At 53.1% G+C, this 13,899-nt stretch carries 13 protein-coding genes; 7 read left to right on the top strand and 6 right to left on the bottom strand.

What is annotated here, in order from left to right:
* Window positions 1-26: 26 nt before the first annotated feature.
* On the bottom strand, window positions 27-284 hold the full coding sequence (locus ACZ5PT_RS07030; RefSeq protein ID WP_464266101.1) for a hypothetical protein: 258 nt from the start codon (window positions 282-284) through the stop codon (window positions 27-29).
* 276 nt (window positions 285-560) lie between these two features.
* On the opposite strand from ACZ5PT_RS07030, the gene ACZ5PT_RS07025 reads away from it, so the two are divergent.
* From ACZ5PT_RS07025 to ACZ5PT_RS07000, 6 genes are all read left to right on the top strand, one after another.
* Window positions 561-2,456 carry a 4Fe-4S dicluster domain-containing protein gene (locus ACZ5PT_RS07025; RefSeq protein WP_464266100.1) on the top strand — a complete coding sequence of 632 codons (1,896 nt, stop codon included), beginning with the start codon at window positions 561-563 and terminating at the stop codon, window positions 2,454-2,456.
* Window positions 2,453-3,187, top strand: coding sequence for an NADH-quinone oxidoreductase subunit B family protein (locus ACZ5PT_RS07020; RefSeq protein WP_464266099.1), 735 nt, complete (start codon window positions 2,453-2,455; stop codon window positions 3,185-3,187). Before ACZ5PT_RS07025 ends, ACZ5PT_RS07020 begins: the two co-directional genes overlap by 4 nt.
* Window positions 3,184-4,464, top strand: a complete 1,281-nt coding sequence (locus ACZ5PT_RS07015) for a Ni/Fe hydrogenase subunit alpha (RefSeq protein ID WP_464266098.1) — start codon at window positions 3,184-3,186, stop codon at window positions 4,462-4,464. Before ACZ5PT_RS07020 ends, ACZ5PT_RS07015 begins: the two co-directional genes overlap by 4 nt.
* Window positions 4,465-4,468: 4 nt before the next feature.
* Window positions 4,469-4,975, top strand: coding sequence for a hydrogenase maturation protease (locus ACZ5PT_RS07010; protein ID WP_464266097.1), 507 nt, complete (start codon window positions 4,469-4,471; stop codon window positions 4,973-4,975).
* A 165-nt stretch (window positions 4,976-5,140) separates the two neighbouring features.
* Complete coding sequence (locus ACZ5PT_RS07005; protein ID WP_464266096.1) at window positions 5,141-7,018, top strand: methyl-accepting chemotaxis protein; 1,878 nt, start codon at window positions 5,141-5,143, stop codon at window positions 7,016-7,018.
* A 198-nt stretch (window positions 7,019-7,216) separates the two neighbouring features.
* Window positions 7,217-7,432, top strand: coding sequence for a twin-arginine translocase TatA/TatE family subunit (locus ACZ5PT_RS07000; RefSeq protein WP_464266095.1), 216 nt, complete (start codon window positions 7,217-7,219; stop codon window positions 7,430-7,432).
* A 58-nt stretch (window positions 7,433-7,490) separates the two neighbouring features.
* On the opposite strand, the gene moaA is transcribed toward ACZ5PT_RS07000, so the two are convergent.
* The gene (gene moaA / locus ACZ5PT_RS06995; RefSeq protein ID WP_464266094.1) at window positions 7,491-8,468 is read right to left on the bottom strand and encodes a GTP 3',8-cyclase MoaA; all 978 of its coding nucleotides are present in this window, start codon (window positions 8,466-8,468) and stop codon (window positions 7,491-7,493) included.
* Window positions 8,469-8,554: 86 nt separating this feature from the next.
* Window positions 8,555-9,625, bottom strand: coding sequence for a type IV pilus twitching motility protein PilT (locus tag ACZ5PT_RS06990; protein WP_464266093.1), 1,071 nt, complete (start codon window positions 9,623-9,625; stop codon window positions 8,555-8,557).
* A gap of 157 nt (window positions 9,626-9,782) precedes the next feature.
* Between ACZ5PT_RS06990 and ACZ5PT_RS06985 the strand changes: the two genes are divergently transcribed.
* A complete protein-coding gene (locus ACZ5PT_RS06985) occupies window positions 9,783-10,760 on the top strand; it encodes a thiamine biosynthesis protein (RefSeq protein WP_464266092.1) in 978 nt (325 codons plus the stop codon).
* A gap of 113 nt (window positions 10,761-10,873) precedes the next feature.
* Here the strand turns inward: ACZ5PT_RS06985 and groL are convergent, their stop codons facing one another.
* The 3 genes from groL to ACZ5PT_RS06970 all read right to left on the bottom strand — a co-directional run bounded on the left by groL (window position 10,874) and on the right by ACZ5PT_RS06970 (window position 13,668).
* Window positions 10,874-12,523 (bottom strand): chaperonin GroEL, encoded by a 1,650-nt coding sequence (gene groL, locus ACZ5PT_RS06980; protein WP_464266091.1) that lies wholly within the window; start codon window positions 12,521-12,523, stop codon window positions 10,874-10,876.
* 166 nt (window positions 12,524-12,689) lie between these two features.
* Window positions 12,690-12,980 (bottom strand): co-chaperone GroES, encoded by a 291-nt coding sequence (groES, locus tag ACZ5PT_RS06975; protein ID WP_464266090.1) that lies wholly within the window; start codon window positions 12,978-12,980, stop codon window positions 12,690-12,692.
* Between the two features lie 241 nt (window positions 12,981-13,221).
* Window positions 13,222-13,668, bottom strand: a complete 447-nt coding sequence (locus ACZ5PT_RS06970; protein ID WP_464266089.1) for a hypothetical protein — start codon at window positions 13,666-13,668, stop codon at window positions 13,222-13,224.
* Between the last annotated feature and the right edge of the window lie 231 nt (window positions 13,669-13,899).

Below are 13,899 nucleotides of genomic sequence, written 5' to 3'. Positions count from 1 at the left end.
TACCTTAACGGTATAAACCATCAAGCTTAAAAGGAGATCGGGAATCGCGGTTTAAAGCTTCGATTAGTGATCTCAACATCTATAATGGTCGTCAAATCGACATTCAGACAAGAGCAGCTTTCTACTTCCAGGCAGAAAAATGAAATTTTTCCCGCCATCTCGCGAGAGCTGTAGGGCTCAAACTCCACAGACTGCGCCGGCACATCATCTTGTTTCGCTTTCAGTTTTAATTTGACAATTTTACGCTGGCGACCGGCCTGTGAAATCAATTCTTTAAAAGACATGAAACTTCCCCCAAGCGGTTAATCTGCTATTATTTATTAAAACTAGTCGCACTCATTTACCACAGCTAACATTGTCACGCAACATACAGAAGTATAAATAATGAAATATTAACAACATTCTGATTTTCTTTTTTATGCCGAGCAAAAACAGCAACCGGTCAAATGTATACAAAATGGTTAAACTTGACCAAAAGCTGCATTCCAGACTAAAGTTTCTTTGTTTACAAGTCAGCTTTCACAAGTCCTCTGCCTGCACGTGATCGGCTATAACCACTGATGTTGCCAAAACCTTCACCACTATCAGAGTCCGATGAATTTTCGAACCGACCCCAGTGGCGGGCGATAGAGACAACCGAAATTTTGCGCTTTGTCCGCTCTTTGCTGCTGGCCTACGATGTGGTCGGCGTACAGAAAAAACGCGGCCGACTGGTGCTGGACAACCTGCAGGACGCCGCCGACCTGATGCTGGAATTCCCTCCCGGCGTGCATTCGCCAAAGAAATTTTTGTTTCCCAATTGGGATCAGCTGTTCCGTTTCAAGATGGATGAAAACATTCTGCTGCAACCGGAGAGCGCCGCGCCACCGCGGATCATTTTCGGCATGCATCCTTGCGACCTGCACGCGGTCAAAATTCTTGATGACTGCCTGTTCGAAGGTGAAACCGACAGCTCCTATCGCGCCAAACGGGAAACCACACTACTGATCGGCGTTGACTGCACCCCGGATGAATATTGTTTCTGCACCAGTCTCGGCACCGACCGGATTGCCGATGGTTTCGACCTGTTCCTGCATCGCCGCGACGGTCATTACCTAATCCAGATCGGCAGCGAACGGGGCCAGAAACTGCTGCAGACCCACGCGCCCGAAACCTTTGACGGGGCCGAAGAATCGCCGTTGCCACTACAGCTCAAGCAGTGCAGCAACCAGATCCAGTTTCCGGTCGAGTCGCTGCCTAGCCTGCTGGAAGAAGCCTACGAAAACAGCATCTGGCAGGAACTCGGCGACGACTGTCTCGGTTGCGGCTCCTGCACCCTGCTCTGCCCCAGTTGCTACTGCTTTAACGTCCAGGACAAACTGGAAATCAATCTACAAGAAGGCCAGCGGGTGCGTACTTGGGATTCCTGTCAATTCGACCAGTTCGCCCAGGTTGCCGACGGCAAAAATTTCCGCTCCAGCCAGGCCGACCGGCAACGTCACCGTTTTTACCGTAAATACAAATACCTGTGGGAAAAGCACCAGCGTACTGCCTGTGTCGGCTGTGGCCGCTGTCGCCGCGAGTGCCTATCGACTATTGACCCGGTCGAGGTGCTCAACCGGCTGTTTGCCGCTTCACCGCCACCAGTCAGCAGTAATCCGGGCAGCGAATATCAACCACAGATGGCACTTATCAGCGAAATTCAACAACTCTCCGAGCAAGATCGCTTATTCCGCCTGCGCTTGCCGCAGGAGATCAATTTCACCCCCGGCAGTTTTGTCCAACTTTCGGTTTTCGGCCTCGGCGAAGCCCCCTTTTCCATCGCTTCCGCCCCGGATAATGGGCGCGAGATCGAACTGGTGGTACGCAAGGCCGGAGCCTTGACGCAAGCCCTGCACCGCACCCGTCAAGGCGACAGCATCGGCGTTCGCGGTCCTTTCGGCAGCGGCTATCCGCTGGAGAAAATGCACGGCAAAGACCTGTTGCTGGTCGCCGGTGGCCGCGGACTGCTGGCACTGCGTTCGCTGCTGCTGGCAACGCTGACACAACGGCACAAATTCGGTCGTATCTTTCTGCTCTGCGGTGCCCGCGATATCGAATCGCTGATGTTTCCAGACGACCTGCTTGCCTGGCATCAATCGACTCAGCTAGACTGCCGGATTGCCGTTCAGGACCAGCAAAACCCCTGGGGAATACCAGCGGTGGACGTCAGCTACCTGTTCAAAGACCTGGACATCGATCCGCAACGCACCATTGCCGCCGTTTCCGGGCCACCGGAAATGTACCGTCAGGTTAACCCGCTGCTGTTCCGTATGGGACTGGATGACGACAGCATTTACCTAAACCTGGAACGGCACATGAAGTGCGGTCTGGGCAAATGCGGAAAATGCCGGATCAACAATATCTGCGTCTGCGAATGCGGACCGATCTTCCCCTACAGCAGCATCAAACACTTGGCCGAAGCGATCGAACGATGAAAGCACGTATCGGATTTTTTGATTTTGCCGGCTGCGAAGGCTGCCAGTTGACGGTCATGAACCTCGAAGAAGAACTGCTGCAGGTACTGCAACTGGTCGAATTCGTCGAATTCCGTGAACTGATGAGTGAAACGTCTGCGCAACTGGATATTGCTTTCGTCGAAGGAAGCATCTGCCGTCCCGGCGACCGGGAACGCTTGCGGCAAATCCGCCAGCGCAGCGAGATTCTGGTGGCGCTCGGCTCCTGTGCCGACAATGGCGGCGTCAACGCCTTGGGCAGCGATCGGACCCCGGAAGTGCTCCGTCAGCAGGTTTATGGCGCCGACTTACCGCACCTCTACACCGAAACACCACAACCATTGTCAGCGGTGGTTGCGGTCGACTACCGGATTCCCGGCTGTCCCATCGACGGTCAGGAATTTCTCTCGATTCTGCAGGCGCTGCTGCTCAAACAACATCCCGAATTGCCCAGCTTTGCTGTTTGCGTCGAGTGCAAACTGGCGGAGTATCCCTGCAGTTTTGATTACGGACAAATCTGCCTCGGACCGATTACCCGGGCCGGTTGCCGGGCGATCTGTATCGATGGCGGTGGTTACTGTCGTGGCTGTCGCGGTCTGATCGACAACCCACGCACCTCCCCCTATCATCGGATCCTGGAACAGCATGGTTTGAGTGTCGATGAGATTCTCGACCAATACCGCATGTTCAACGTCGGCGAGAAACAACCATGAAAATCGAACTCGATTATCTGACCCGTATCGAAGGGCATGCCCATCTGGTGGTCGATCAGAGCAAAGGGGAAATTACCGCCTGCCATCTGGAGGTGGTCGAAACACCACGTTTTTTTGAGGCGATGCTGCAGGGGCGCCATTACAGCGATGTCGCCACCATCGTCGCGCGGGTCTGTGGTGTCTGCTCAATCTCGCACAGCCTGGTCTCGCTGATGGCTACGGAAGCCGCCTTGAAAATCGAGGTTCCACCCCAGGCGCAATTGCTGCGGCGGCTGCTCAGTTATGGCGAGATCATCCAGAGTCATCTGTTGCAGCTGTATTTTATGGCCCTGCCTGACTATCTGGGTGTTCCCAGCCTCTTCCATCTGCTGGAAGAGCGCCAGGAACTAGTCTCCCGCGCGCTGCGACTGAAGCGCACTGCCAATCGTATTTGTCAGGTGGTCGGTGGCCGACCGATCCACCCAGTGACCACCTGTCTGGGCGGATTTTCGGCGCGACCGGAAGCGAGTGAGCTGAAAAAGCTTCGGCAGGAACTGGTAGCGGCGCTCCCGGATCTAGAAGCGACCGTTGAATTGTTTAGCGATTTCATTTACCCACAATTCAGCCGCCAGCGCGAAGCACTCTGCCTGCAGGCGGACAATCAATACCCGTTGCACGGTCAGCAAGTATGCAGCAGCAGTGGTGACACCTCAGCGGTCAGTGATTACCGCGAGCAGATCGAAGAGTACCTGTCACCGAACTCAACCGCCAAACTGGCGCGGACCGAACGAGGCAGTTACATGGTTGGTGCCCAGGCACGGTTGCGTAACGGCAGCAAACAATTGTCACCGATGGGCAGCAAGGTTTGCAGTGCGCTGCAATTAAATCCAGCCGGTCTCAATCCTTTCGAAAATATTAAAGCGCGACTGGTGGAGGTGGTCCACTATACAGAGGAAGCCTTGCATGCCATTGATGACCTGTTGCTCTCCGGTATGCACAAGATTCTCAGTAAAGAGACACCGACAGCAGGGGGACAAGCGACTGCGGCCATTGAAGCGCCACGCGGCCTGCTGTTTCACAGCTATCAGTACAACCATCAGGGTTTGCTTGAAACGGCCGACTGTGTGATCCCAACGGCGCAAAACCTGGCGGCGATAGAAGAAGACCTACAACTGTTGCTGCCAGACCTGCTTGATCAACCGGAAGAGCAGCTGCGCAAACGGTTGGAAATGCTGATCCGTGCTTACGACCCCTGCCTGAGTTGCTCAACCCACCTGCTAAAAATTGACTTGGTTTAGCACCATGCCCAGCGTGTTAACCCGGATTATCGGCGTCGGCAACCCATTGATGGGGGATGACGGCATCGGCATCAGAGCCATCGAGCTGTTACAGAATGAAGCCCTGCCTCAATCGGTGGAATTGATTGACGGCGGTTGCGGCGGGCTTAACCTGCTGCCACTGTTTACCGACTGCAGGCAACTGATCATTATCGATGCCGCTGATTTCGGTGCCGATGCGGGCCGCATCAGAGTCCTCAAAAACTGCGATCTACACCGCATACCGATTCTTCCACCCCGGCAAAGTGGTCATCAATTCGGTCTGGCGGAAATTCTCCGGCTCGCTCAAAAATTAACATCAATGCCCCCCCTTAACCTCTACCTGATGCAAATCAAAAGCTGTCAGCCGAACAGCGGATTATCTTCGCAAGTAACGGCAGTATTGCCCGATCTGATCCAGAAGGTTACCAGTTCGACGATCAATAATCACACCTTAAATAGTCCACTTTTTACGACAAACTACCGTATTTAATTTGTGCGAGATTTCAGTAACTTAAAAGCAAAAATGTTTACTACTATTTAAGTCCTCTATTAAGATATTACTATTGTAATAAATCAATGTTTCTGCTAGCCTTAACATTCACTAAGAAATTGCATTTGTTTCGTCGTCTGAGGGGGGTACAAAAGGAGTATTGGCATGGCACAACCGGCGCAGAGCACGTTTAAACTAAAAATCTTCCACAAGATGGGACTGATCGCCCTGCTCGGACTCATCGGCATGTTAGCTCTTGGCGGTATTGGCTATTTATCTACCAGCAAAATCGACTCCACTGCAGTGCAAGCGCTGGACAGAAATGATGACATTCGAAACAACCTGGTGTCGAGCTACGATCAAGCACTAAACAGTGAAAGTATCGCCCGCGAGCTGGGCAACCTGAACCGTCGCTTGATTGAACTGATGGACATGGTTATCAGCGGCCCGAACAGGGGCGTCTCTGAACAGCAAATCTTGGCCGAGGCACAACATCTGGTCCAGGAAGCGGAACTGATCTACAAGGTTCCAGGCAGCGAGCGGATAATCGAAGGAACAAAAAACAGTATCGGCAAAGTCACCGTCAACAATTTTGTCGATGTTGCAACCCTGCTGGAATTTGAACTTCCTGACCTCTACAGCCTTAAGGGCAACAGAAGTAAATTCAGGGCTCGCCAGGGTGACATCGCCTTGTCAATGGCCAAGATGTACTATTTCATCTCCAAGAATTTGCAGGAGTTGGCAGGCAACAGCCTGGCGGAAGTAAAAGTCGCTAAACAAACTCTGGATCAAGCGTTGCAAAGTGCCGATGCCGAAATGGCAAAAACCCGGCAAAACCTGCATGCCTCTTCAAATCAGGCAGCTATCAGCCTGATAATCGTCTTTGTTCTCACCCTGACCGTTGTCGGCATCGTCTTTGGCCTGTTCGCGCGCAGCATCACCAAGCCGCTACAAGCCACCGTCGAAATGACCCGCTCCCTACGCGAAGGACGGGTTTCTGCCCGGTTAAACCTGGGCCAACGAGGCGACGAGTTCGGCTCCATGGCCAGAGGGCTGAATGATTTTGCTGATACTCTTGAGCATGAAGTTGTCGATGCCATGCAAAAGCTGGCTGCGGGCGATTTCAATATCAATATCCATCCGAAGGATCAACAAGACCTGGTCCGCACCGCGTTGAAGCAGACGGCCGACAAACTCAGCGAAGTCATGGCGGAAATTCTCAACGGCAGTTACCAGATTTCCAGCGGCAGCCAACAGGTTTCCGACAGTGCCCAGACCCTTTCTGATGGCGCCAGCTCCTCCGCTGCGTCACTGGAAGAAATCAGCGCATCAATGAATGAGATGTCCGGGCAGATCCAGCTGAGTGCGGACAATGCCGACCAGGCAAATCAATTGTCCACCGAAGCGAAAGTAACGGCCGAGTCCGGCAACCAGAAAATGCAGCAGATGGTTACAGCGATGATTGAAATCAGGGATTCCGGCCAGGGGATCAGTAAAATCATCAAAGCCATCGACGAGATTGCCTTCCAAACCAACCTGCTGGCTTTAAATGCCGCCGTCGAGGCCGCTCGCGCCGGACAACACGGCAAAGGTTTTGCCGTCGTCGCCGAAGAGGTCCGTAACTTGGCGGCGCGCAGCGCCAAAGCGGCCAGTGAGACCACTGACCTGATTCAGGAATCTGTTACCAAAACCGAAAATGGCGTACAAATCGCCGACGAAACAGCCAACGCCCTGGCAGAAATCGTCAACGGTATTACCAAGGTTTCTGATCTGGTCGAAGAGATCGCTACCGCCAGCAAGGAACAGGCTCACGGTATTGCACAGGCCAACCTTGGGCTGACCCAGATCGATCAAGTCATCCAGACCAACACCGCGACTTCGGAAGAAAGCGCGGCGACCAGCGAGGAGCTGTCGGCCCAGGCTCAGCGGCTCCAGCAACTGCTCTCCCATTTTCAACTGCAGCAAAAAGATCTGGCGCCCACCGAGCAGGGAAACTACAACAACAACCCCCACGCCAAGACGATCGGCTGGAATAATAGCTAAGATTCATGGGCCCCACCCCTTGCTTGGGAGTGGGGCCCATGAACAGCTTCTCCGCCAGCCGTAATCACATGCAATTTTCCGTATACGATTGGAACATTGATTGTTTTTTTCCGCTGTCCAGTGTATCTTTACCTGTCCTAACAAAACACACTAAACAGATAACTCATTTCTAAATTGAAGCTATAAAGGAGAACGCGCATGTTCGGATTAGGAACTCAGGAACTGTTGATCATCTTGGTACTGGTAATGATCGTCTTCGGTGCAGGTAAATTGCCTCAGGTTGGAAGTTCTCTTGGCAAGGGACTGCGCAACTTCAAAAAAGGGGTCAGCGAAGTCAGCGAAGATGATGATGAAATTGAAGAAGCAAAAGTGGAAGAAATCACCGAGAAAAAAGACGGGGACAAAGACGCCTGATCGGCCGCGCGATAAACTGCTAAAAAGGGGCGTTCCCAACCGGAACGCCCCTTTTTTATTAACCGCCAATCCCCTGCATGCGCCTTTGCCCAGGGCTGTGATCCTCGCCGATACCATGGCGCTCTGGCTTAGCGGCAACCGACTTCTGCAGCAGCTCACCCAAGACATCATCATCAATTCCCGAGCGTAAAATCGAACGCAGATCAATTTCGTGCGAAGAGAGCAGACAGGGCCGCAGTTGCCCATCCGCCGTCAACCGCAAGCGATTACACTCACCGCAGAAATGCTCAGAAACCGCGGGAATAATACCCACCGTGCCGATAGCCCCAGCCAGCCGATAGATCCGCGCCGGGCCGACCACCCCGGATCGCTCTTCCTTGCTGAGTGTTGCCAACTGCTGCAGATCGGCCTGAATCCGCGCCGCCGGATAAAGCTGCTCCGGGGTATATTCAAGACCGTCACTGACCGGCATAAATTCGATAAAACGCACTTGCCAGGGATGGGAAAATGTCAGCCGTCCAAAATCGACAACCTCATCCTCGTTAACCCCGAGGATCGGCACCATATTGATTTTAATTGGCCCCAACCCGGCGGCCTCAGCCGCTTTCAATCCCTCAAGCACCCGCGGCAGAGCATCGCGCCGTGCGATCTGGGCGAAACGCTCTGGCTTGAGGCTGTCCAAACTGACATTGACCCGCGATAAACCGACCTGCTTGAGCTGCTTAGCGCAATCAGCCAGCAGCAAGCCATTAGTGGTCAACGTCACCTCAGGAGCCTGCGGCAGCTTGACCAGAGATTCGATAAAAGCGACAATCCCTTTGCGCACCAACGGTTCACCACCGGTGAGCCTTATTTTTCGCACGCCCATAGCAACGGCAATGCGGGCCACCCGATAGAGTTCCTCGTAACTGAGTACCGAGCCGTGACCGACCGAGGGGACACCCTCTTCCGGCATGCAGTAACGGCAGCGTAAATTGCAACGGTCAGTGACCGAAATACGTAAATAATCGATGGTCCGACAATAGGAATCTTGCACAGCTATCTTCACCTCAAAAAAGAACAGCTGCCCGAAATAGCAGCTGTCCCAGTATAACCTGATCGGCAGGAAGCAAACAACTCTGTTTACTTCTCAGCGCCTTCCGGCAGCAGGGCTTCAAAGTTGCGTTTTTCAACGCAACAGCGATAGGCCTCTTCAATGCTGATTTTTTCCGCGTCAAGCAGCTCCTTCAAGTGGCTATCCATCAACTGCATGCCATCTTTGCGCGCAGTCTGGATAATCGATGGAATCTGAAAGGTTTTGCCTTCGCGGATCAAATTTCCAACCGCCGCATTGCCGAGCATAATCTCCAGCGCCGCGATCCGTCCCTTGCCGTCGGCGGTCTTCAACAGCTGTTGACAGACCACCCCTTTAAGGCTGTCGCCGAGCATTGAACGGACTTGCTCCTGGGCATCCGTCGGAAAGACATCGATAATCCGATCGATGGTTTTCGGCGCTGAATTAGTGTGCAAAGTGCCGAACACCAAATGCCCGGTTTCGGCGGCGCTCATTGCCATTTCAATGGTTTCCAGATCACGCATCTCACCGACCAGGATAATATCCGGATCTTCCCGCAACGCCGCCCGCAGGGCACTGGCAAAGGACTGGCTGTGGGTGCCGATCTGCCGCTGGTTCATCAGCGACATCTTGTTCTGATGAATAAATTCCAGCGGGTCTTCCAGGGTGAGGATATGCTCTTTGCGGGTACTGTTGATCAGATCGATCATTGCTGCCAAGGTGGTCGACTTGCCACTACCGGTCGGGCCGGTCACCAGCACCAGACCTTTTTTGAAGCGGGTCATCTTGCGCACCCCTTCCGGCAACTTTAACTGGTCGGCGGTCAAAATCTCACTGGGGATAATGCGGAAGACGGCCGCGATACCGCGATAGGTATCGAGCATATTGCCACGAAAACGGGCCAATCCAGGGATTTCATAGGCAAAGTCGAGATCACGAGTTTCCTCAAACTTCTGCCGCTGTTCATCATCAAGGATTTCGTAGAGTAGCGCCTGGGATTGCTCATTGGTCAGGTCAGGCGACTTAATCCGCACCATATCGCCATGCAGGCGCAAAAGTGGCGGTGCTCCGGTAGAAATATGCAGGTCACTGGCACCCTGCTGCTGCATCATCTTGAAAAGTGCATCAATTTTTGCCATCAATTGACTCCTGGCGGACAAGTTTATTAACGATTTTTTATTTTGCCAGTCCCATCAGCCCCTGTCAAGCAAACAGAGCGAAGAAGACTTGCTCAGAGAATCGGTGCTATGCTATCTTTCGCGGCTCGTAAAAAATAACCGTTTTTGGAGGAGTTAGATGAGTAAAGCACTGGGACTTATGTCGGGCGGACTGGACAGCACCTTGGCGGCAATGGCGCTGTTGCGCCAGGGCATCGAGGTGACCGGCATCTCTTTTGTTACCCCCTTTTTCGGCGCGACCAAAGCGCAGATCGCCGCCAACAAGATCGGCTACCCGCTGATCATTCAGGAGATCAGTGACGTTCATCTGCAGATGGTCAAGCAGCCGAAATACGGCTACGGCCGCAACATGAACCCCTGCATCGACTGCCATGCGATGATGTTTCGCCTGGCCGGTGAGCTGATGGAAAAAGAAGGCTTTGACTTTCTCTTTTCCGGCGAAGTCCTCGGCCAGCGGCCAATGAGTCAGAATGCCAATGCCCTCTGTTCAGTCGCCAAGCACTCCGGTTACTCCGACCGGGTTTTGCGCCCGCTCTCCGCTAAACTCCTGCCGATCACACCGATGGAAGAAAACGGTCTGGTTAACCGAGAACAACTACTCGACTTCCATGGCCGCTCACGCAAACCACAACAGGCCTTAGCCCGCCAATGGGATTATCCCGACTTTCCGGGCAGCGGCGGTGGCTGCCTGCTGACCGAAGCAGGCTTTTCCAGTCAACTACGCGACTTGCTGCAGCACGACCCAGAAGCGACATCCGCCGATGTTGAACTGCTCAAGGTCGGCCGGCAATTCCGTCTCTCGCCGAGCGCCAAACTGGTTCTGGGGCGCCAGCAAGCCGACAACGAAAGCTTACAGGAGCAGGCCAACGCGCAACACCTGAAACTACGCTGTACAAATTTCAGCGGCCCCCTCGGACTGTTCTGCGGCGAACAAACCGAGCAGGACATGACAACCGCTGCGGCCATTCTCGCCTCCTACGGTAAAGGAAAAAATGAAGCCGAAGTCGACGTCCTGTTTATCAACGATGAGCGCGAGTTTGAACTGCGCGTCAAACCGATGCCCCGCGAAGAATCCCGCGCCTTGCTCATCTCATAAATAATGGAAGACGGGCGACCCAGCGGGTCGCCCCTACAAAAACAAAAAAACGCCCCGCCAGATTTCTCTGACGGGGCGTTTTCATTTTACAACTTACAGCTTAAATGGCTGGACTACATCATGCCGCCCATGCCACCCATGCCGCCCATGCCACCAGGCATGCCGCCGCCCATACCGCCACCATCGTCAGCAGATGGCTTGTCAGCGATCATTGCTTCGGTGGTCAACATCAGACCGGCAACCGAAGCAGCGTTTTGCAGCGCGCTACGGGTAACCTTGGTCGGATCGAGGATACCGGCTTCGAGCATGTCACAGTAAATGTCAGCAGCAGCGTTGAAGCCGAAAGAGCCTTCGCCGTTACGAACCTTGTCAGCCACGATAGCACCTTCGCAACCAGCGTTGATGGCGATCTGACGCAGCGGAGCTTCGAGAGCGCGCAGCACCAGGTCACGACCGAACACCTGCTCGCCGTCCAATTCGAGGGCAGCAACAACCTTAAGGACACGCAAGTAAGCAACGCCGCCTCCAGGAACGATACCTTCTTCAACAGCAGCGCGGGTTGCGTGCAGAGCATCTTCAACGCGGGCTTTCTTTTCCTTCATTTCGGTCTCAGTGGCAGCACCGACTTTAACAACAGCTACGCCACCGACCAGCTTGGCGAGACGCTCCTGCAGTTTTTCACGATCGTAATCGCTGCTGGTCTCTTCGATCTGCGCGCGAATCACCTTGACGCGACCTTCGATAGCAACTTCGTCACCAGCACCATCAATGATGGTGGTGTTGTCTTTGTCAACCACGATACGCTTGGCGGTACCGAGCATGTCGAGGGTGGCGTTCTCCAGCTTGAAGCCGACTTCTTCGGAGATCAGCTGACCACCGGTCAGAGTAGCGATATCTTCGAGCATCGCCTTACGACGATCGCCAAAGCCTGGAGCCTTAACAGCACAGACATTGATGGTGCCGCGCAGCTTGTTGACCACCAGAGTCGCCAGCGCTTCGCCATCGAGGTCTTCGGAGATGATCATCAGTGGACGACCAGCCTTGGCAACCGGCTCAAGGACGGGGAGAAGATCCTTCATGGTGCTGATTTTCTTGTCGTAAATCAGGATCAGAGCGTCTTCCAGAACCGCTTCCATGCGCTCGGCATCGGACACGAAGTAAGGAGAAAGGTAACCGCGATCGAACTGCATCCCTTCGACGGTCTCGAGGCTGGTATCCATCGACTTGGCTTCTTCGACGGTGATAACGCCTTCTTTACCGACTTTTTCCATTGCTTCAGCGATGATGTTACCGATGGTCTCGTCGCTATTGGCCGAGATGGTGCCGACCTGAGCGATTTCCTTGTGATCAGCAACCGGCTTGGAGAGTTTGGCCAGCGCTTCAACAGCGACAACAACCGCCTTGTCGATACCGCGCTTGATTTCCATCGGGTTGTGACCGGCAGTAACCAGCTTGACGCCGTCCTTATAGATAGCTTGAGCAAGCACGGTCGCAGTGGTGGTGCCGTCACCGGCAACGTCAGAAGTCTTGGAAGCAACTTCTTTAACCAGCTGAGCGCCCATGTTTTCGAACTTGTCTTCCAGCTCGATCTCTTTGGCGACGGTAACGCCGTCCTTGGTGATCAGTGGAGCGCCGAACGACTTGTCGATAACAACGTTACGGCCTTTAGGACCGAGGGTAACCTTAACAGCGTCGGCCAGGGCGTTAACGCCGGCAAGAATGCTGCCACGTGCTTCTGTGCCAAATTTGATCTCTTTAGCCATGATACTTATATCCTCCGTAAAATATTTATTTAGACAGTACGATAATCTAAAAGCTGTTTCGATTTTGTGTTCCAGCAAGGCGCGAGCAGCGCAGACGCGCAGCATAGCTTAATGCTATGTGAGCATTTGAGCAGCACAGCAACGCCGCTGGAGCGCAAAAGCGAAATCAGCCTACGACACCCAGGATGTCGTCTTCGCGCATGATCAGGTACTCAACGCCGTCAACCTTGATCTCGCTACCGGCATACTTGCCGAACAGCACCAGGTCGCCCTCTTTAACGTCGAGAGGCAGCACTTTACCTTCAGGGGTCACTTTGCCTTTACCGGCAGCAACAACTTTACCTTCTTGAGGCTTTTCCTTAGAGACGGTATCAGGGATGATGATGCCACCTGCGGTGGTGGTTTCTTCTTCGACACGCTCAACGATGATGCGGTCCTGCAATGGTCTGATGTTCATTGTGGATCTCCTTTCACTTCAATTAAATACGTGGGCCCAAAGGCCGGTGCGGTTTTTATACCAAAAGACAAATAAGAGACTAAGTCGCTACGATAACGGTGACTCGCTCTTATTAAGTGGTTACGTCTCTCATCCGACTGTTAGCACTCGACACTGAGGAGTGCTAACAGCGAACAATAATAGTCTGACAATGATTATTGTCAAGTGATTTTTTTCGTCGAGAAAGGGCTATCTATCGCCGTTAGCGGTCGGAAACAGCAGCGAGAAATTGATCGGCAAGAGAGGTTGCGATTTTTTCGGCCAACTTGCGCCGTTCAGCTCCAAGCGATGAGTAATCATTTTGAAAAAAAGATTCCGTCGGAAAAGTCAATTGCAGGGCCGGCTCAGAACGTCCGAATTGATAGAGGCGGATGCGACTACGAGCCTTGATATCGGTCATGGTGCTGCCGATTTCCTCAATATAGGCAAAGATTTCTCCGGTCAGATAGTCCCTCTCAGCCAGCCAGTCGGCATCGATCTGCGTCAGTCCCTGCTTTAAAATGATAAATTCGACCCCCTGCTGTGCTCCCTGATTGCTAAGCCGATCAACAAAAAAGTCGAACAACTCTGCAGAAACCTCTTCGGGGACCATGATCGTTTCAAAAGGAACAATATAGAGTTGCCCAGACTGCAGTTCAACAGAGGACACGGAACGCTCCACCTGCTGCGCAGACCCAAAACAGGAGCAAAGAAAAAAACAGAGACAGAAGATAAATAAACGCGACATTTCGAACCTCGGAATCAATAAGAGAATGACAACTCAGCCACGGCAGCCATTGTCGGTAGATAGCATCATCCCCTTAAGGGAGCCTAAAGGAGTCATTGTCCGCAAATAATGACCTGAAAAACCGTAGTAGCAAGGATTAACAACCATAAAACG

The sequence above is a fragment of the Desulfuromusa ferrireducens genome (assembly GCF_055389805.1).
The sequence above is the reverse complement of the archived record's forward strand: the minus strand, read 5'-3'. Positions and strand labels throughout refer to the sequence as shown.